18 protein-coding genes are annotated in these 18067 nt (G+C 60.9%); 3 read left to right on the top strand and 15 right to left on the bottom strand.

Translation table 11 applies throughout. The features are described 5' to 3' along the window. Nucleotides 1-5: 5 nt before the first annotated feature. From GOX88_RS18020 to GOX88_RS17995, 6 genes are all read right to left on the bottom strand, one after another. A complete protein-coding gene (locus tag GOX88_RS18020) occupies nt 6-1214 on the bottom strand; it encodes a carbohydrate ABC transporter permease (protein WP_170404969.1) in 1209 nt (402 codons plus the stop codon). Beyond that, nucleotides 1214-2446 carry a carbohydrate ABC transporter permease gene (locus GOX88_RS18015; protein WP_170404966.1) on the bottom strand — a complete coding sequence of 411 codons (1233 nt, stop codon included), beginning with the start codon at nt 2444-2446 and terminating at the stop codon, nt 1214-1216. The genes GOX88_RS18020 and GOX88_RS18015 overlap by 1 nt, the downstream gene beginning before the upstream one ends. A 57-nt stretch (nt 2447-2503) precedes the next feature. Next, the gene (locus GOX88_RS18010; RefSeq protein WP_170404963.1) at nt 2504-3859 is read right to left on the bottom strand and encodes an ABC transporter substrate-binding protein; all 1356 of its coding nucleotides are present in this window, start codon (nt 3857-3859) and stop codon (nt 2504-2506) included. A 17-nt stretch (nt 3860-3876) separates the two neighbouring features. Beyond that, nucleotides 3877-5022, bottom strand: coding sequence for a LacI family DNA-binding transcriptional regulator (locus tag GOX88_RS18005; RefSeq protein ID WP_217354255.1), 1146 nt, complete (start codon nt 5020-5022; stop codon nt 3877-3879). A gap of 123 nt (nt 5023-5145) precedes the next feature. Then, a complete protein-coding gene (locus tag GOX88_RS18000) occupies nt 5146-5682 on the bottom strand; it encodes an SRPBCC family protein (RefSeq protein ID WP_170404958.1) in 537 nt (178 codons plus the stop codon). Between the two features lie 105 nt (nt 5683-5787). Beyond that, the gene (locus GOX88_RS17995; protein ID WP_170326190.1) at nt 5788-6438 is read right to left on the bottom strand and encodes a carbonic anhydrase; all 651 of its coding nucleotides are present in this window, start codon (nt 6436-6438) and stop codon (nt 5788-5790) included. A gap of 144 nt (nt 6439-6582) precedes the next feature. Between GOX88_RS17995 and GOX88_RS17990 the strand changes: the two genes are divergently transcribed. The 3 genes from GOX88_RS17990 to GOX88_RS17980 all read left to right on the top strand — a co-directional run bounded on the left by GOX88_RS17990 (nt 6583) and on the right by GOX88_RS17980 (nt 9152). After that, a complete protein-coding gene (locus tag GOX88_RS17990) occupies nt 6583-6972 on the top strand; it encodes a hypothetical protein (RefSeq protein ID WP_170326189.1) in 390 nt (129 codons plus the stop codon). Nucleotides 6973-7035: 63 nt separating this feature from the next. After that, nucleotides 7036-8418 carry a leucyl aminopeptidase family protein gene (locus GOX88_RS17985; RefSeq protein WP_170404955.1) on the top strand — a complete coding sequence of 461 codons (1383 nt, stop codon included), beginning with the start codon at nt 7036-7038 and terminating at the stop codon, nt 8416-8418. Next, on the top strand, nt 8415-9152 hold the full coding sequence (locus GOX88_RS17980; RefSeq protein ID WP_170404952.1) for a C40 family peptidase: 738 nt from the start codon (nt 8415-8417) through the stop codon (nt 9150-9152). Before GOX88_RS17985 ends, GOX88_RS17980 begins: the two co-directional genes overlap by 4 nt. Here GOX88_RS17980 and GOX88_RS17975 read toward each other — a convergent pair. The 9 genes from GOX88_RS17975 to GOX88_RS17935 form a co-directional block, all read right to left on the bottom strand. Continuing rightward, nucleotides 9149-9499 carry a DUF2794 domain-containing protein gene (locus tag GOX88_RS17975; RefSeq protein ID WP_170404950.1) on the bottom strand — a complete coding sequence of 117 codons (351 nt, stop codon included), beginning with the start codon at nt 9497-9499 and terminating at the stop codon, nt 9149-9151. The genes GOX88_RS17980 and GOX88_RS17975 overlap by 4 nt on opposite strands. Nucleotides 9500-9575: 76 nt before the next feature. Then, nucleotides 9576-11240, bottom strand: coding sequence for an ABC transporter permease (locus GOX88_RS17970; protein WP_170404947.1), 1665 nt, complete (start codon nt 11238-11240; stop codon nt 9576-9578). Between the two features lie 121 nt (nt 11241-11361). After that, nucleotides 11362-12582, bottom strand: a complete 1221-nt coding sequence (locus GOX88_RS17965; RefSeq protein WP_170404944.1) for a phenylacetate--CoA ligase family protein — start codon at nt 12580-12582, stop codon at nt 11362-11364. Between the two features lie 19 nt (nt 12583-12601). After that, nucleotides 12602-13435, bottom strand: a complete 834-nt coding sequence (locus GOX88_RS17960; RefSeq protein ID WP_170404942.1) for an ABC transporter ATP-binding protein — start codon at nt 13433-13435, stop codon at nt 12602-12604. Between the two features lie 71 nt (nt 13436-13506). Continuing rightward, nucleotides 13507-14790 (bottom strand): ABC transporter substrate-binding protein, encoded by a 1284-nt coding sequence (locus GOX88_RS17955; protein ID WP_170404939.1) that lies wholly within the window; start codon nt 14788-14790, stop codon nt 13507-13509. 74 nt (nt 14791-14864) lie between these two features. Continuing rightward, on the bottom strand, nt 14865-15941 hold the full coding sequence (locus GOX88_RS17950; protein WP_170326181.1) for a branched-chain amino acid ABC transporter permease: 1077 nt from the start codon (nt 15939-15941) through the stop codon (nt 14865-14867). A gap of 3 nt (nt 15942-15944) precedes the next feature. After that, nucleotides 15945-16202, bottom strand: a complete 258-nt coding sequence (locus tag GOX88_RS17945) for a hypothetical protein (protein WP_170404936.1) — start codon at nt 16200-16202, stop codon at nt 15945-15947. Between the two features lie 3 nt (nt 16203-16205). After that, nucleotides 16206-17192 (bottom strand): branched-chain amino acid ABC transporter permease, encoded by a 987-nt coding sequence (locus GOX88_RS17940; RefSeq protein WP_170404932.1) that lies wholly within the window; start codon nt 17190-17192, stop codon nt 16206-16208. 29 nt (nt 17193-17221) lie between these two features. Further along, on the bottom strand, nt 17222-18040 hold the full coding sequence (locus GOX88_RS17935; protein ID WP_170326177.1) for an ABC transporter ATP-binding protein: 819 nt from the start codon (nt 18038-18040) through the stop codon (nt 17222-17224). Nucleotides 18041-18067 lie beyond the last annotated feature (27 nt).

Here is an 18067-nt window from a genome sequence, read left to right as displayed (position 1 = left end):
GTCTGTCATCCTTTGACCGAACCTGCCGTCAGGCCTTTGGTCATGAAACGTTCAAGCCCCAGAAACAGGGCCATGATCGGAACGGTGGCAATCACCGCACCGGCCATCAGGTGTTGGCGGGGGATTTCCGAGGAGTTCAGCATGGTAACACCTCGGGTCAGAGTGAATTTCGACGGGTCGTCCAGCAGCATGAAGGCCAGCAGGAATTCATTCCAAGCAATCATGAAGACATAGAGCGACACCGACGCCAGCGCCGGCAGGCTGAGCGGCAGGGTGATCTTCCAGATCACCGCCAGACGCGACAGTCCGTCCATCAGACCGGCCTCTTCCACCTCGGTCGGCAGGCCGCGGAAATAGCCTTGCAGCATGTAAAGCGCGACCGGGATCGTCGTGACCGGGTAAATCATGACGATGCCAAGGATCGAGTTGCGCAGGCCTGTCAGCGAAAACGCGATATAGATCGGCAACGCCAGCACGATCATCGGTACCATGTAGATCAGCAGGATCGAGCGCGAGAACGCTTTTTGCCCCTGAAACCGGAATCGCGCCACCGCATAGGCACCCGGCACGCTGAACAGCAACGTGATGAACACGGTCAGGACCGAGACGTAGAAGGATGTCAACAGGTAGCTGCCGAAATTGAAATCGCGGAACAGCTCGGTATAGCTGCGGAACAAAGCCATGCCCTGGCTCAGATCAACCGAAAAATCCAGCGGGTTCTGCAACAGCGCCTGCTGCGATTTCAGGCTGGTCATCACCATCACATAGAAGGGGATGATGACGATGGCGGTGAAGAAGATATAGCCAAAGCCGGTGCAGAACCGGATCACCGCGTCTTCGTATTCGTGGCGAGTCAGTTCCGCAAACGGCAGTTCCTTGAGAATCGCGGCCAGTGACACATGCATCACCACGGCCACCGAGATCACCGTCACCAGCAGCGCCAGCAGCGTCGTTTCCGATCCGATCAGAACCGGGCCAAAGCCGGTCAGGCAGGACAGGCCCAGCAAAGCCGCAACGCCCAGACGCGCCGGGGCATGGCGGGCGGGAAAGCGAACATAGACCAGCCCGGCCACTGCGCCCCAGATCAGGCTCAGCAGAACCTGCGGGCGAAACGCAGCACCTGTGGCGAAAGACATGGTGACCGCGATGGTGGTGGCGATCACCACCATCCACAGCGCGCCCAATACCGGGCCGGTGATATACCCTTTGCGCATCACAGGCCCTCCTCGCGGCTGATGAAACGGAAGAAGACAAAGCTGAAGGCGATCAGGCACATCAGGATCACGACGGCCACCGCCGCGCCGGCCCCGATATTCGAGACCGCAAAGGCCTGCTCATAGACATTCACGGTCAGCGTGCGGGTGCCCGCATTACCGCCGGTCAGCAAGAAAATGTCGTCGAACTTGTTGAACGTCCAGATAAAGCGCAGCAGGAACAGCACCGACAGGATGCCCAGCAGCTGCGGGATGCTCAGCAGCCAGAATTTCTGGAACGGCGAGGCGCCATCCATATCCGCCGCCTCATACATGCTGGAGTCGATGGACTGCATCCGTGCCAGGATGAACAGGAAGGACAGTGGGAAATAGCGCCAGATTTCGAACACAGTGACCATGATCAGGGCTAAGGGGCGTTCCCCGAAGAAATTGATCGGCTCACTGCTCAGCCCCATCTGCACCAGCAGCGCATTGGCCGAACCAGAAAAGGGATCGAACAGCGTGACCCAGGTGAAGGCGACGGCGATGACGGGGGCCACATAGGGGAACAGGTAAAGGCCGCGGATGAAGCCCTGCCCCTTGAAGCTTTTGTTCAGCAGCAGCGCGGCAAACAAGCCCATGACCAGTGCGCCGATAGTGCCGAACACGGTATAGAACAGGGTGACCCCAAGCACGCCCCAGAACTCGTCCCCGTCAAACACGCGGGCAAAGTTTTCCAGGCTGAATTCGAAATTTGTCAGGACACTCGGGCCGCTGCCGGTCACGCGGGGTTCAGACGCTTCGACCAGTTCTTCGAACGCGTCCGGATCGCCATCGAATTCGACCGGAATGCGGATACGCTCTCGCTGGCCGCCCTCCAGCGCGCCGAAATCGCAGAACAGGTCCTGCCCGTCCAGAATGCAGGGCGCGGCGACCTCTCCGGCGATCACACCGTCGGGCAGCACATCACTCAGGGTCACGCCGTCGATGGCGAACTCCTGACTGGAGTTGCGCAGTCGGTATTCGATCCGCAGATCGTCGCCCGATCCGCGCAGGCTTTCACGCACGATCGGTGCGGGCGGGCGCAGGTCGGACAGGGTGAAGGGCTTGAAGCTGATCCAGATGATCGCCAGCAGGGGCAGGATCACAACCAGCGACACACTGATGATGGTCGGAGCAAGCAGCGTCCAGGCCAGACGCGCCTCGCGTTTGGCTAACGCCCCGGTTCCGGTCGGTGGGGTGGCCGAAGACATGGGATACCTCGAAGGGTTGTGCGCAGCGGCGCGGACGCCGCCGCAGGTGCCGGTTTGTTACTGAACCTTGGCCAGCTCTTCGTTCATGGCCGCAACAGCGGCGGTGGCGTCAATCTCGTCATCGATATACTGACGCACGATCCGGTTGATGGCCTGAGAGTTGATCATCTTCGAGGCCAGCGACAGCTGCCCCTCGGCCACGCCCCAACGCTGAGCCACGTCCAGTCCGCCGACGATCTCGTCGATCATCGCCTGTTCATAAAGCTCACCCAGCGGGGCTTTGCGGTCCACGCCCACGGGCAGCTCTGCCCAGGCTTCCGAGAAGGCCGTCGGGTTGTCGGCATTGCCGCGACGGACCGGAAACTTACCCTCAGGCGCGATGGACAGCGTCTGGGTATAGCCCTGATCCATGGCGTATTTCACGAACTCCATCGCCGCGTCGGTATCGGCATCGTTGGTGATACCGAAGTAACGCACATCACCCCAGGCCGCGCCATCGGGGTTCGACGGGCCGGACAGTTTGGTGACGATGCCGGTTTTGCCCGCCAGATCGCGCGAGGTCGGGTCGTCGGTGATGGTGGGCGGGGCGCTGTCACGCAGACCGGCCAGTTCGTCCAGAATGAACGGCGACCAGATGATCATCGCGGCCTTGCCGTCGAAATACAGCTCGCGCGATTGCTTCCAGTACAGTTCACCCGGAGGCGACGCTTTGGAGATCGCCTTGTAGAAATCCAGAACCTCGATGGTTTTGGCTTCGTTCAGCGGTTGGAACCCGTCGGGGCCTACCGGCGAGACGCCATTGGCGAGGAAGACATGCTCCAGCACCTGGCTCATGAAGTTTTCGTCGACCTTGGTGGCCGAGACAAAGCCGTACATCTCGGGCGGGTTATGCAGGGCCTCAAGCGCAGCTTGGATATCGTCAAAGCTGTCGGGCGCGTCCAGACCGGCCTCGTCGAACAGGTCCTTGCGATAAACCACCATCTGGGTCCAGCCATCCACCGGCACGGACGCGGTTTCACCGTTGAACGCGGCCATCGCCAGCGCGCCGGGGGCAAAGGTGTCGGCACCCAATTCCTCGATCACTTCGGTGGCGGCTTCGGTGTCCAGAATGCCGGCCTCGGCCCAGGGCAGCGCGTATTGCAGTGTGTGATATACCACATCCGGAAGGTCACCCGCGGCAAAGGCGGCAGTGGCGCGGGTGCCCAGATCGCTTTCGGTGACAGGGATCACCTCGACCGTGGTGCCGGTTTCAGCCTTGAACTGATCGGCCATCTCCTGCTGTTTGGCCAAACGTTCGGGTTGTTCCTCGGTGGTCCAGAACCGGATCGTGTCAGCCTGCACCGACAGTGCGGTCAGCGCCAGTGCCAGCGACGATCCAAGCATCAGCCTTGCGGCTTTTGGTGTCAGTTTCATGAGTGGTCTCCTCCCGGTTATTCTTTGTTAAGTTGTGTGTGTTTCTTCGCCAGGTCCGTCGGTTTCAGAAATGGCGGCCCGTCCGATTCCCCTTCGACCAGAGACGCCTCGGTCAGCTCGCGCAGGGTGGCAGGGTCTTCGCCCCGGATCTGACGGATCAGCAAGGTTGCCAGCCGGTGCCCGGCCATGCGGGAATCGACGGCAAACGTGGTCAGCGCGGGGCGCGCATAGCGGCATTCCGGAATGCCGTCATAGCCGATGACCGAGACGTCCCGGCCAATCTCGAGCCCCAGATCCTGCGCAGCTGCACAGAACCCCAATGCGGCCAGATCGGTGGCAAAAACAATTGCGGTCGGCGGCTGATCCAGCTGCATCAGCGCCATCGCCTGCGCAGCGCCGTCCTCCCGCGTCCGGGCGCCTTCGCGGATCAGATCGGGATCACGCGGCAGACCCGCCTGAAGCAAACCTTCGGTGTAGCCATCGCGGCGCAGGTGGCTGTAGTTGAACTTGGGATCACTGCCGACATAGCCGATGCGCGTATGTCCGAACCCGGCCAGCCGCAGCACGGCCTTGCGCATGGCGGTTTCGCCCGCAATATCGAACCACGAGGTCTCCTCCCACGTGTTTGGCTGCCCGTACCCGGTGCGACCATAAAGGATATGCGGCACCTCGAGATTGCGCAAAAGCCCGACACGCGCATCCTTGACCATCGTTCGCGGCAGGATGAATCCGTCCGCCTTGCGCTCCTCGAACAGACGGCTGAGCACTTTCAGCGTGTCGCGTTCCGAGGTCGCGGTGGATATGGTCATCGTCCAGTCGAGACTGCTGGCGGCCTCGCAGGCCCCGGCCAGAAAGTCCTGCAGGAACGGGTTGTGTTGATCAGGCTCTTCGCTGTTCAAAACCATCGCAATGGCGCGCACCTGCCCGGTCCGGATCGCCTGTGCGTGGCTCAGTGGCCGATAGCCCAGCTTGCGGGCAGCGACCTCGACTCGGTTCCGCGTCACTTCGGAAATATCGGGATAGCCGTTCAGCGCCCGCGACACCGTGCTTTTCGACAGGCCCAGATGCGCCGCCAGTTCATCCAGCTTGACCCGGCCAGAGGCTGAGGTGCGATTCGCTGACGCGAGCGAAGGATATGAAGGATTCGTAGCCATTTTTTTCATTTGTTTGCTCCGAAACCGGTTTCGGCAATAAAAAAGTTAAAAAAGATGCAATCTGGCCATCTTTCTTGGCGCCTTTGAAGAATTTTTATTCCAGCGTGGCGACTTACCGAGGGGCGGAGTCCGCTAACGCTGCGTTTCGACCAGCACTTTCAAATTGGACAGACCCCGTTCGTAGTCGCCGCCCACCCATTCATCCATCATCAATCCCATCCATCGCGCCATCGGATTCAGCCCCAGATCGGTGACGAATCCCCAGGTCACCTGCGTCCGGTCACCTTCGGGCACCAGATCAAACGACGCCGTGGCGGTGCCCATCGACCCAAAATCCAGCGCCGTTCTGACCGTCTGATCGGGAACGCTTTCGATGATCTCCTGCGATCCGGTCCCGACCTGCTGGTGCTCCGAACTCCAGTTCAGGGCGTTGCCCACCCCGGCCTCGGGGCCGCTATACGTCAGCTGTGTCGCGGGATCGCGTTCCAGCCAGGGCGACCATTTCTCGGTCTCCTGCATCGAATTAACATAGGGAAAGATGGCAGCGGGCGGGGCGTCGATGACAATGCTGCGCGACACTTCGGCCCGTCCGGGCAACAGGTACGATACCCCGATCAGCAGCAATACAAGCACAAGCAGAGCCAGAAGAATGCGTTTGATGACTTGCATTATACGTCCCCGATCCAAACCCGGATAAGGCGACTATAGCAAAAAATAGCGCGGAATCAGAGACCTGATCCCGCGCCTTTCAAATCTACGGACTATTCCGACGGGTCAGACGACCACGAATTTCTTTTCCTGCGGGTCGTAGCACTGCAGCCCACCCTCGCCGATATCGGTCCACAGCCCATGCAGGCTGAGCGAGCCGTCCTGCACCGCCGAGGACACAAACGGGAAGGTCATCAAGTTCTCGAGCGAGGCGACAACCGCCTGCCGTTCGAACTGTCGCGCCTGATCGACGCTGTCTTCTATATCGGCCACCAGCTCGTATTTCGGCTTCAGAATATCCATCCAGCGTCCGACAAAGCTGTCTTTGGCTTCCAGTTGCGGGGCCTGACCTTTGCACATGTCAATACAGCCCTGTACCCCACCGCATTGCGAATGACCCAGCACGATCAGATGCGCCACCTTCAACGCGGTCACGGCGTATTCGATGGCCGCACTGGTGCCGTGGTGATCACCGTCGGGCGCGAAAGGGGGCACCAGGTTGGCGATGTTGCGATGGATGAAGAAATCGCCCTGATCCGCCCCGAACATCGACGTCACATGCACACGGCTGTCACAACAGGAAATCACCATCGCACGCGGGCGCTGCCCCTCGGTCGCCAGGCGGCGATACCAGACCTGATTTTCGGAATAAGTGGTGGCCTTCCAGCCGTGATACCGTTTGACCAGATAGCCCGGCAGAGGTTTCGCTAAGTCCATTCTTCTGTCCATCTTCGTGTTGCTGAGAGCTGCTCTACCCTGAATTCGCGGAAAATTCGAGCAATTATCCTGCGCGGATGCAAGGTTTTGCAAAGGAATTCACAGTCAAAGTCCGTCTATGCCGTGGGGGCGTAAAGAATTGGGGTGAATGTGGTGGATAAGATACTCACGCTTGAACACAAGGAAACCGTCCGGCTGGACCTGGAGCAGCTGAGCGGGCTGTACCGGCAACTGGGCGACAAGAACGCGCTGGACGTGCTGTGCCGCACGGTCGAGGAGCTGGCCGTACGCCTGTCAAACTGCGAACGCTTCTGGCGGCAGCGCGACTGGGCGGGGCTGCGCAAATGTGCGCGATCACTGGTGGCAATTGCGGATCAGATCGGCATGGTCGCACTTGCGCGGGTGGCAGGGGATGTGGCGCAGACCGTGGACACCGGCGATGCAGTGGCCACCGGCGCCACCCTGTCGCGGCTGATCCGGGTCGGAGAAAAATCGCTGACCGTGATCTGGGATCAGCAGGATCTTTCCGTCTGACGGGGCTTGCGGACGGGCCGTGGGCGGCTAGGCTGGGCGCAAATCGAACCAACCGAGATTTCCATGACTCTGTCCTTTGCTTCGCCCTCTGACCCCTCGCTGCCGCTGCATGTCATCGCGCAACCCGATCTGGACGATTGGCTGGCGGACCAGCCCGATCACGTGTCGACCTGGGTGCAGGCCAGCGGCTTTACCGCCGCGCTAGGACAGGTTGCCCTGATCCCGGGGCCGGACGGCGCACCGGAATTCGCGGTTGCGGGTTACGGCAAGGCCGCAGGCCGCGGACGCAAACGGTTTCCGCTGGCCGCCGCAGCCGAAGCCTTGCCCAAAGGCACCTTTCACATCGCATCCGGCGTGCCTGAGGACGCGCTGGAAACCGAATGTCTGGGCTGGCTGCTGACCGGTTACGCGTTTGATCGCTATGCTGCGCAATCCGGGGCCAAAGCGCGTCTGGTTGCCCCTGCAGGGGTGGACGCGGCGCGGATTGAGGTTCTGGCACAGGCCGAAGCCCTGACCCGTGATCTGGTCAACACGCCCACTTCAGATATGGGCCCCGATCAGCTGCAGGCCGCCGCCGAGGCGTTGGCGCAGGAATTCGGCGCTTCCTGCGACGTGATCACAGGGCAGGCCTTGTTGGAACAAAACTTTCCGATGATCCACGCTGTTGGCCGCGCCGCCGCGCAGGACCCCCGCCTGATCGAGGTGAATTGGGGCAGTTTCGGCCCCAAACTGACTTTGGTCGGCAAAGGCGTGTGTTTCGATACGGGGGGGCTGAACCTGAAACCCGGCAACTCGATGGCCTTGATGAAGAAGGACATGGGCGGGTCTGCCAACGTGCTGGGTCTGGCGCGGATGATCATGGCGCTGAAACTGCCGTTACAGCTGCGTGTGCTGATCCCGGCGGTTGAGAACTCGGTCGCCGGAAACGCGTTCCGCCCCGGTGACATCCTGACCTCGCGCAAGGGGCTGACGGTCGAGATCAACAACACCGATGCCGAAGGGCGGCTGGTGCTGGCCGATGCGCTGACGCTGGCGGATGAGGGCGCCCCCGATCTGGTAATCTCGATGGCTACGCTGACCGGCGCGGCGCGGGTGGCCGTTGGCGGCGATCTCGCTCCGTTTTACACCGACGACGACAGCGCTGCCGTTGCCCTGGCGCGGGCCGGGCAACAGGCCGCCGATCCGGTCTGGCGGATGCCGTTCCACGAACCCTACGAGGCGATGATCGAACCGGGCATTGCCGATCTGGACAATGCGCCTTCGGGCGGGTTTGCGGGATCGATCACCGCCGCACTGTTTCTGCGCCGGTTTGTGGGCGAAAGCCGCTACATGCATTTCGACATCTATTCCTGGCAAGCCAGCAAAGCGCCGGGCCGCAGCAAGGGCGGCCTCGGACAAGGTCCGCGCGCACTGCTGACCGCCCTGCCCGAGATTCTGGACCTATGACCAAACAACGCATCATAAACCCCGTGGTCAACCTGCTGCGCCACCCCGATGGCGCCCGGGACCGGCAGTTGTTGTTCGGTGACACGGTCACCGTAACGGATACCCAAGGTGGCTGGAGCCATGTGACCGCGGAAAAGGACAGCTACACAGGCTGGGTCGCCTCGGATCAGTTAGGCGCTTGGGTCGAAGACACCCACTGGATCACCGCCCCCGCGACCCATGCCTATGCAGAGCCGGATATGAAAAGCCCCGATCAGGTCTCGCTGAGTTTCGGCAGCCGGGTTCAGGTTCTGTCGGAACAGAACCGGTTTCTGGAAACCGAACTGGGTTTTATCCCCACTGTGCACGCCAAGCTTAACGCCACCCATCTGACCGACCCGGTCGCGGTGGCCGAGCTGTTTCTGGGTACGCCCTATCTGTGGGGCGGAAACAGCCGGTTCGGGCTGGATTGTTCGGGTCTGGTGCAGGCCGGGCTATTGGCTTGCGGCATCCCCTGCCCGGGCGACAGCGGAGATCAGGAACGGGAACTGGGTGAGGCCCTGCCCGCAGGCGCCGAACCGAAACACGGTGATCTGCTGTTCTGGAAAGGCCATGTCGCCTGGGTCTATGACGACAACATGCTGCTGCACGCCAATGCCTACCACATGGATGTGACATTCGAGCCGATGGATCAGGCAATCGCGCGCATTCTGGAACAGGGCGACGGGCCTGTTACATCCCACAAAAGGCTCTAATCAAGGTCAACCGAGCGGATCAGCTTGCGCTCCAGCACCCGCAGAACAGTGCGCAGGTCATGGCCGCGCTTCAGAATGCGGCCATCCAAACCGACCACCGAATACATCCCCTGCCTTTGCCGCAGGCGCGGGTGCTTCTCGACCCGGTAGATCGGATGCTCGGCGGTGCGTCTAAAGATGGAGAACACCGCCATGTCCCGCAGGTTGGAAATACCGTAATCGCGCATTTCTCCGGCAGCGACCATCCGGCCATAGACGGACAGGATATGGGACATCTCGTGCCGGTTAAACGCGACGGGCATCTGTGCCGAGTTAGCAGAAAACCGGCTGGGAGGCTGCATGTTCATACCCTCAGCCTTGCCGGAAAATGCGTTTGAATCAAGCCCGAGCACGACAAGGTGTGGTTTTTTGGTCGATCGTGACCTAGCGCCGCCCGACCTGACGGCAGATCAGAATCACCGGCAACAGCCCCACTGCAAGGATGACCAGAGAGGGCACGGCGGCGCCCTCGAGCCGCTCATCCGAGGCCAGCCTGTAGGCCTGCACCGCCAACGTATCAAAGTTGAACGGGCGCATGATCAGGGTTGCGGGAAGCTCTTTCATCACGTCGACAAAGACGATCAGCAGCGCCGTCAGCAACGATGGTGTCAGGATCGGCAGATGCACCCGGCGCAGCGTGCCCAAAGGTGTTTGGCCCAGAGACCGCGCGGCCGCGTCCATATTGGCGTGAACGGTGCTCTGCCCGCCTTCATAAGCGCTGAGCGCGGCGGCCAGAAAACGCACCATATACGCCGCGATCAGCAACCAGATCGACCCCGTCACCAGGAGCCCGGTCGAGATATCGAAGGTTTGTCGCATCCACGCATCCAGCGCGTTGTCAAAGCTGGCAAATGGCACCATCAGGCCGACCGCGATTACCCCACCCGGCACCGCATATCCCAACCGCGCCAGATAACCCGCAGTGGCCGATTTCCGGCCCGGCCGCAGGCGTTGAAAGAACCCCACGCAGATCGCCGCGAACACGGTGACGACCGCCGCTGTGCCTGCCAGGGTCAGTGAGTTCTGGATAAACCCGACATAGCGCCGCGACAGCAGGTTCTGTTCCGACTGCAGGCCCATCTGGATCAGGATGAAGACCGGCAGCAAAAAGCCCAGAAACACCGGTACGGCGCACAGCGTAAAGGCTGCCACGGATTGCCAGCCTTTCAATTGCGCCGAAGGCAAGGACGCGTGGCTTTTACCCGCCTGATAATATTTCGCCTTACCGCGCTGTATCCGCTCGGTCATCGCCATGACCAGCGCAAACCCCAGCAGGCACAGGGCCAGTTGCGCGGCGGCGGCGCGGTCTCCGATCGAGAACCAGCTGGTGTAGATACCGGTGGCAAAAGTCTGCACCCCGAAATAGGCCACAGTGCCGAAATCGGCGATGGTTTCCATGATCGCCAACAGGACACCGCCCGCAATGGCCGGTCGCGCCATCGGCAGCGACACGTGCCAAAAGGCCAGCCACGGGCTTTTGCCCAGCGCACGGGCGGCCAGAAAGGCCGTCGCGCTCTGCTGCAGGAACGCCGCTCGCGCCAGCAGATAGACATAGGGGTACAGCACGAGGATCAGCATCACCGCCGCACCCTCGGTCGAGCGGATCTCGGGGAACCAGTAGTCGCGCGGCCCCCAGCCGGTTACGTCGCGCAGGGTTGTCTGGACGATGCCGGGATGGTCCAGAATGAACGTATAGGCATAGGCCAGAACATAGGCCGGGAAGGCCAGCGGCAGAACCAGCGCGATTTCCAGAAAACGCACGCCGGGAAAGCGGGACATCGTCACCAGCCACGCTGCGCCCACCCCGATGGAAAAGGTGCCAATCGCCACCAGAACCACCAGAATAACCGTCGTCAGCGCATAGCGCGGCAAAACCGTGTCGAGCAGGTGCGAGATCGTGTCCGTCCCGCCCGTCACCGCCGCCAGAACAACCGCCACCATCGGCAACAGGCACGCGGCCGCCACCAGACAGGCCACCGTGCCAACCAGCCGGGTGCCAAACACGCCCTGACGACGCGTTCCGTGTTCTGAAAATTCGATTTCGGCCATGTTTCCGGTTTTGACAGGCTAAGGCGCAGGTTCCGCCTTTAATTGACCAAAACGCTAAGAAACACCAGTGGGCGACGAAACAATTCTGCGGCACATACTGCCGCAGACTTGTTTTTCATGGTCACTCATAAACCCGCTGATCCTCGATCACCAAACCGTCCTTGGGCAGCGATCCGGGGGCCACGACCTCGATCGCGCCTTTCAGTTTCAGCACCTCGACCACCGATTTCGCATAGGCCACGTCGTCGCTGCGGGGACTTTCGATCTGAACGGTCATGGTGTCCATCTCTCCCTGGCGGGCGGCGATGACGCGGGCCTTGACGATCTCTTCATGCTTGTCGACCAGCGCGGCCACCTGTTCGGGGCGCACGAACATGCCCTTGATCTTGGTGGTCTGATCGGCGCGGCCCATCCAACCCCTGATCCGCAGATTTGTGCGGCCACAGGGGGATTGCCCCGGCATGATCGCCGACAGATCACCAGTGGCGAACCGGATCAGCGGATAATCGGGATTCAACGAGGTCACCACGACCTCACCCACTTCACCCTCGGCCACGGGGGTGCCGGTGCCGGGGGTGACGATCTCGACGATGACATGTTCGTCGATGATCATCCCCTCCATTGCGGGGCTTTCATAGGCGATATTGCCCAGATCGGCAGTGGCATAGCATTGCAGGCAGGAAATACCGCGGTCGGCATATTCCTGACGCAAGGACGGAAACAGCGCGCCGCCGCCGACAACAGCTGCGTTGAAGCCCAGCGCCACACCCATCTCATCCGCCTTGTCCAGAATGACCTTCAGATAATCCGGGGTCCCGGCATAGGCAGTACAGCCCACATCGCGCGCGGCGGTCACTTGCAGCTCGGTCTGGCCGGTGCCAGCGGGCAGCACGGCGGCCCCTACGGCCCGTGCGCCGCTTTCAAAGATCATGCCTGCAGGTGTCAGGTGGTAGCCAAAACAGTTCTGCACGATATCGCCCGGCCCTACGCCCGCTGCATGAAGGAACCGCCCCATGCGCCACCAATCGGGATCGGTGCTGCCAGGTTCGTAAATCGGGCCGGGGGATTGGAACACGTGGTGGAAATGCCGCGCAGGTTTGACCGTGAAGCCACCGAATGGTGGCCGAGACGCCTGCGCCTGCGCCAGATCGGATTTGCGCAAAACCGGCAGTTTTACCAGATCCGCAACCGAGGCGACGGCATCGGTGTCGGCCTCGGCCAGATGCGCTTCGAATCCCGGCGCGGACAAGGCCCGCTGAAGCTGTACGCGCAAGGCCTGCGCCTGATCGGAGGCACGTTGGTCGGCTGAACGGGTCTCGAGCGCGTCGTAATAATTCGTCATGACCATATCCTCCATCCGCTTACAGCCACCTCTTGCGACGGCGATATGAGCGTACGTCGCGGAAGCTTTTGCGCCCCTCATCCGACATGCCCAGATAGAATTCCTTCACGTCCGGATTCTCGCGCAGATCGGCCGCCGGGCCGTCCATCACAACGCGGCCCGATTCCAGAATGTACCCGTAATGGGCAAACCGCAGCGCCACGTTTGTGTTCTGTTCAGCCAGCAGGAAGGACACGCCCTCTTTCTCGTTCAGATCCTTCACGATGCCAAAAATCTCTTCGACCAGCTGCGGCGCCAGACCCATCGAGGGCTCGTCCAGCAGGATCGTCTCGGGGCGCGACATCAGCGCCCGGCCCATCGCCACCATCTGCTGCTCACCACCCGAGGTATAGCCCGCCTGCGACCGGCGGCGTTCCTTGAGGCGGGGGAAATAGGTATAGACCAGCTCAAGGTCCTGTTGGATCGCCGCATTGCCATCCTTGCGGGTATAGGCGCCGGTCAGCAGGTTTTCCTCGACCGTCAGGTGTTCGAAACAATGGCGGCCCTCCATCACCTGGATGACGCCCTTTTCCACCAGATCGGCCGGATCGCTTTCGTGGACATTGGACCCACGATAGGTGATCGAACCTTTGGTGACCTCGCCGCGTTCCGATTGCAGCAGGTTCGATATCGCCTTGAGCGTTGTTGTCTTGCCCGCGCCGTTCCCGCCGAGCAGAGCGGTAATGCCCCCTTTGGGCACGGTCAGGCTGACACCCTTCAGAACCAGGATGACGTGGTTGTAGATCACCTCGATATTATTCACCTCAAGCAGGGTTTCCGCCTGAACTTCGGTGGTTTGAGCCGCATCCAGCATCTGCGCGTGTCCTTGTGCGAGTGTGGGGTTCGGGGCGGCAGTTCACCGCCGCCCCGGTGTATCAAAGCGCCTTAGTTGCAGCGCGAGTCGATGTTGTTCTCCGAGGCATAGGCTCCGGAATCTTCGTCGATCAGCGCGCCGATCACTTCACCATCGGTCGGCTTGAAGTCCGAGATCATCGTCCAGGTCTTGTTCGCCGCGTCCCATTGGGTCACACCCACCAGAGCGTCACCACCATGGTTCTCACATGAGACCGAGAAGGTCGGACCAAAGTTCGGCAGACCCAGTTCGGTCATCTTCGCCTCGGTCATTTCAAGCGCTTCCATGCCTTCGCGCATTTCGGCGGGGGTGATGTCGGCATTGCCCGAAAGCTCTTGCGCCTTCTTGATCGCTTCGGCGGCAAGTACGGCCGCATAGAGGCCACGGTTATACAGAACCGTACCGACCTGATCACCCGCGCCTGCGGCTTTGCCCGCATCAACTACGTGTGTCTTCAGATCGTCGAAAACCGGGAAGTCGGTGCCCACGTTGTGGAAGGTCAGCGCCTTATAGCCATTCGCGGCCTCACCGGCGGGCACAACGTCGTTTTCCGAGCCCGACCACCAGATGCCGATGAAGTTTTCCATCGGGAAGCGGATGTTCGCGGCTTCTTGTACGGCCACCTGGTTCATCACGCCCCAGCCCCACATCAGGACATAGTCGGGACGGTCGCGGCGGATTTGCAGCCATTGCGACTTCTGCTCCTGACCCGGGTGATCGACCGGCAGGGCCGCCAGTTCAAAGCCATGTTTCTTGGACAGTTCTTCCAGCGTGCGGATCGGTTCCTTGCCATAGGCCGAGTTGTGATAGATCAGCGCGATTTTCTTGCCGCTCAGATCGCCGCCGTTTTCCTCGAGCAGATAGTTGATCGCACCCGAGGCCCCGTCCCAATAGTTGGCCGGGTAGTTGAACACGTGGCTGAACACGGTACCGTTCTTGGCCGAGGTCCGACCATAGCCCATCGTGTGCAGCGGAATGTTGTCCGCGGTCACTTTCGGGATCAGCTGATAGGTGATGCCGGTGGACAGCGGCTGATACACCAACGCGCCTTCGCCTTTGGTGGATTCATAGCACTCAACGCCTTTTTCGGTGTTATAGCCGGTTTCGCACTCGACCACGCGGATCGGAACGCCGCCAATGCCACCATCGCGTTCGTTCAGCAGGGTGAAATAGTCGTTATACCCGTCCGAGAACGGAATGCCGCCAGCTGCGTAAGGTCCGGTGCGATAGCTCAGATCGGGGATCACAAGATCCGCCAGAGCCGGCCCTGCGGCCATCAGGGCGCCAAGCGCCGCGGTTGCCAGTTTCAATTTCATCGGGTGTCTCCTCCCTTGGTTGGTCCGATGTTGGGGTCGGGCTTTTGCACCCGTTATCTGATTGGGCCTGCCCCTTAGTGCGGGAACGGCCAGAGTCTGAGTTTCTCTTTCGCCACGCGCCACAGCTGCGCCAGGCCATGCGGTTCAAGGATCAGGAACAGGATGATCAGCCCGCCAACGATCACCAGCTGCAGATGCGCCACGATATCCGTGGGCCAGCCCAGCCAGTCAGCGCCGACCACTTTCAGCACCACCGGCAGCAGCACCAGAAAGGCCGCCCCCGCGAACGAGCCGAAAATCGAGCCCAACCCGCCGATAATGATCATGAACAGAACCAGGAACGATTTCTGGATGCCGAAGGCCTCGCCGACCTCAACCGCGCCCAGATAAACCGCAAAGAATAGCGCGCCCGCGATACCTACAAAGAACGAGCTGACGGCAAAGGCGGTCAGTTTCGCCCGCAGCGGGTTCACCCCGATGATCTCGGCCGCGATATCCATGTCGCGGATTGCCATCCAGGTGCGCCCGGTGGTGCCGCGCGTCAGGTTGCGTGCGATCAGGGCGCAGATGGTCAGGAAGATCAGGCAGAACAGGTATGTGGCCCAGGCAGGTGCGTTCGGCCCGGTGATGATGATGCCGAACACATCGCGTTCCGGCGCATTGATCTGACCCGACGCCGAATAGTTGTAGAACCACGGCACCCGGTTGAACAGCCACACCAGGAAGAACTGCGCCGCCAGCGTCGCCACCGCCAGGTAAAACCCCTTGATCCGAAGGCTCGGCAGGCCGAACAGCACGCCGACGATGGCCGTGATCCCTCCGGCAAGGATGACGTGGATGAACATGCTGACATCCGGGAAAGCGGTCATCAGCTTGTAGCAGGCATAGGCCCCCACGGCCATGAACCCCCCGGTGCCCAGGCTGACCTGCCCGCAATAGCCCACCAGAATGTTCAGCCCGATCGCCGCAATCGCGTAAATCAGGAACGGCAGCAACAGCGCGTTGGCCAGATAGTCGTTGATCAGGAACGGAATGATCCCGAACGCCACCGCCAGCACGACATAGTACCGATACCGGTCGAACTTGATCGGGAAGGTCTGGCTGTCATCAATGTACGAGGTTTTGAAATCCCCGGCCTCACGATAGAACATGTCTTACTTTCCCCATTCTTCCTGCGCTTTGTTGCGGGCCTCGGCGTCCAGTTGGTTGGAGCCTTTGGCAAATCCACTCGCCTCGGAGGCGCGCACCAGTTTCAGATAGGCCAGCACACCCATGATCAGCCCGACAAAGGCCAGGATCGCGGCGATGGTCAGCTGACCGTTCGTCAAGTCTTCCGATGTGAGGGCGATGTACCCAAAGGCCCAGAACCCGGCCCATGCGACCACGTTGATGATGGCGATGAGTTTGGTCATGCCTTACACCCTCTCGATGATTTTCTCGCCGAAGAGTCCTTGCGGACGGAACACCAGGAAAATCAGCGCCAGAACATAGGCAAACCAGTTCTCGGTCGCGCCGCCGACCAGCGGGCCGATGGCAAATTCGAACAGTTTCTCACCGACACCGATGATCAGCCCGCCCACGATGGCGCCGGGGATCGAGGTGAACCCGCCCAGCATCAGCACCGGCAGCGCCTTGAGCGCAATCAGCGACAGCGAGAACTGCACGCCCGACTTGGTGCCCCACATGATACCCGCGACCAGCGCCACGAAACCCGCAACCGACCAGACCATGATCCAGATGAAGTTCAGCGAGATCCCAACCGACAGTGCCGCCTGGTGGTCATCGGCCACCGCGCGCATCGCCCGGCCCTGTTTGGTGTATTGGCTGAACACGACCAGTGCCGCCACCAGCAGCGCCGCAATCACCGTCGCCACAATGTCCAGATTGTCGATGAAGAACCCATAGCCAAAGATGTTGAAGGTCGCCTCATCAATCCACAGGTTGATGCCCTGCGGCAGGCCCACATCCAGCGTCTTGATCTCGGATCCCCACATCAGGTCGGCCACGCCTTCAAGGAAATAGGCCAGACCAATGGTGGCCATGAACAGGATGATCGGCTCCTGCCCGACCAGATGGCGCATGACGAACCGCTGCACCGCCCAGGCCAGCAGCACCATGACACCCATGGTCAGGATGATTGCCAGCAGTGCCGGAACAGTCCAGCCAAACTTGTGCACATGCGTTCCAAAGGTCGCGTTGATGATATGCGCAAACGGAACCTGGCCGCTCATGATCCCGACCAGCGTCATCGCCGCGAACAGGGCCATAACCCCTTGGGCATAATTGAAAATCCCGGAGGCTTTGTAGATCAGCACAAAGCCCAGCGCGACCAGCGCATACAGCACCCCGGCCATCAGACCGTTGAGGATGACCTCCATCGCGAATACGAGTTGTTCAGGCATCTGCGCCGCTCCTCATGTCTGTCCGATGCTTAGTCATGGCTGACCCCCAGATAGGCGTCGATGACGTCCTGATTGCTGCGCACCTCGTCCGGTGTGCCGTCGCCGATCTTCTTGCCGTAATCCATCACGACCACCCGGTCGCTCAGGTCCATCACCACGCCCATATCATGCTCGATCAGGGCGATGGTGGTGCCGAACTCGTCATTCACATCTAGGATAAAGCGGCTCATGTCCTCTTTCTCTTCGACATTCATACCGGCCATCGGCTCATCCAGCAGCAGCAGCTTGGGCTCGGCCGCCAGCGCGCGCGCCAACTCGACCCGTTTTTTCAAACCGTACGGCAAGCGGGAAACGGGCGTCTTGCGGATGTGCTGGATTTCCAGAAAGTCGATGATCTTCTCAACGGCCTCGCGGTTCTCAACCTCTTCCGCCTCGGCTTTGCCTTTCCACCAGGCCTGCTGGAACATGTTGGTCTTCATGTAGTTCAGCCGCCCGGTCATGACGTTGTCCAAAACGCTCATGCCTTCGAACAGGGCGATATTCTGGAACGTCCGTGCAATGCCCTGCCGTGCCACCTCATAAGGCCGCATCGGCGGGCGCTTGGCGCCGTGGAACCAAACCTCGCCCTCCTGCGGCACATAAAATCCCGAGATCACGTTCAGCATCGAGGACTTGCCCGCCCCGTTCGGTCCGATGATGGCGCGGATTTCGCCCTCGCGAATGTCGAACGAGATATCCTTGATCGCCACCACACCGCCAAAGCGCAGGGTGATGTTTTTCATCTCCATCACCACGCCGCCGATCTTGCGACCGTCCTCGGTGACATATCCTTCGGTACTATCCAGCATCAGTCACTCCCTGACTTTTGCAAAAAC

The organism is Ruegeria arenilitoris (assembly GCF_013030985.1).
Lineage (GTDB): Bacteria > Pseudomonadota > Alphaproteobacteria > Rhodobacterales > Rhodobacteraceae > Ruegeria > Ruegeria arenilitoris_B.
Note: the sequence above shows the minus strand (reverse complement) of the source record. Positions and strands in the feature narration are given on the sequence as shown.

What these genes read in the sequence shown, in the direction of transcription:
- GOX88_RS17980 (WP_170404952.1), top strand. Translation starts at nt 8,415, where the DNA reads ATGACCAAACAACGCATCATAAACCCCGTGGTCAACCTGCTGCGCCAC.
- GOX88_RS17975 (WP_170404950.1), bottom strand. Translation starts at nt 9,499, where the DNA reads ATGAACATGCAGCCTCCCAGCCGGTTTTCTGCTAACTCGGCACAGATG.
- GOX88_RS18020 (WP_170404969.1), bottom strand. Translation starts at nt 1,214, where the DNA reads ATGCGCAAAGGGTATATCACCGGCCCGGTATTGGGCGCGCTGTGGATG.
- GOX88_RS17965 (WP_170404944.1), bottom strand. Translation starts at nt 12,582, where the DNA reads ATGACGAATTATTACGACGCGCTCGAGACCCGTTCAGCCGACCAACGT.
- GOX88_RS18010 (WP_170404963.1), bottom strand. Translation starts at nt 3,859, where the DNA reads ATGAAACTGACACCAAAAGCCGCAAGGCTGATGCTTGGATCGTCGCTG.
- GOX88_RS18000 (WP_170404958.1), bottom strand. Translation starts at nt 5,682, where the DNA reads ATGCAAGTCATCAAACGCATTCTTCTGGCTCTGCTTGTGCTTGTATTG.
- GOX88_RS17985 (WP_170404955.1), top strand. Translation starts at nt 7,036, where the DNA reads ATGACTCTGTCCTTTGCTTCGCCCTCTGACCCCTCGCTGCCGCTGCAT.
- GOX88_RS17995 (WP_170326190.1), bottom strand. Translation starts at nt 6,438, where the DNA reads ATGGACTTAGCGAAACCTCTGCCGGGCTATCTGGTCAAACGGTATCAC.
- GOX88_RS17970 (WP_170404947.1), bottom strand. Translation starts at nt 11,240, where the DNA reads ATGGCCGAAATCGAATTTTCAGAACACGGAACGCGTCGTCAGGGCGTG.
- GOX88_RS18005 (WP_217354255.1), bottom strand. Translation starts at nt 5,022, where the DNA reads ATGAAAAAAATGGCTACGAATCCTTCATATCCTTCGCTCGCGTCAGCG.
- GOX88_RS17945 (WP_170404936.1), bottom strand. Translation starts at nt 16,202, where the DNA reads ATGACCAAACTCATCGCCATCATCAACGTGGTCGCATGGGCCGGGTTC.
- GOX88_RS18015 (WP_170404966.1), bottom strand. Translation starts at nt 2,446, where the DNA reads ATGTCTTCGGCCACCCCACCGACCGGAACCGGGGCGTTAGCCAAACGC.
- GOX88_RS17950 (WP_170326181.1), bottom strand. Translation starts at nt 15,941, where the DNA reads ATGTTCTATCGTGAGGCCGGGGATTTCAAAACCTCGTACATTGATGAC.
- GOX88_RS17955 (WP_170404939.1), bottom strand. Translation starts at nt 14,790, where the DNA reads ATGAAATTGAAACTGGCAACCGCGGCGCTTGGCGCCCTGATGGCCGCA.
- GOX88_RS17960 (WP_170404942.1), bottom strand. Translation starts at nt 13,435, where the DNA reads ATGCTGGATGCGGCTCAAACCACCGAAGTTCAGGCGGAAACCCTGCTT.
- GOX88_RS17935 (WP_170326177.1), bottom strand. Translation starts at nt 18,040, where the DNA reads ATGCTGGATAGTACCGAAGGATATGTCACCGAGGACGGTCGCAAGATC.
- GOX88_RS17940 (WP_170404932.1), bottom strand. Translation starts at nt 17,192, where the DNA reads ATGCCTGAACAACTCGTATTCGCGATGGAGGTCATCCTCAACGGTCTG.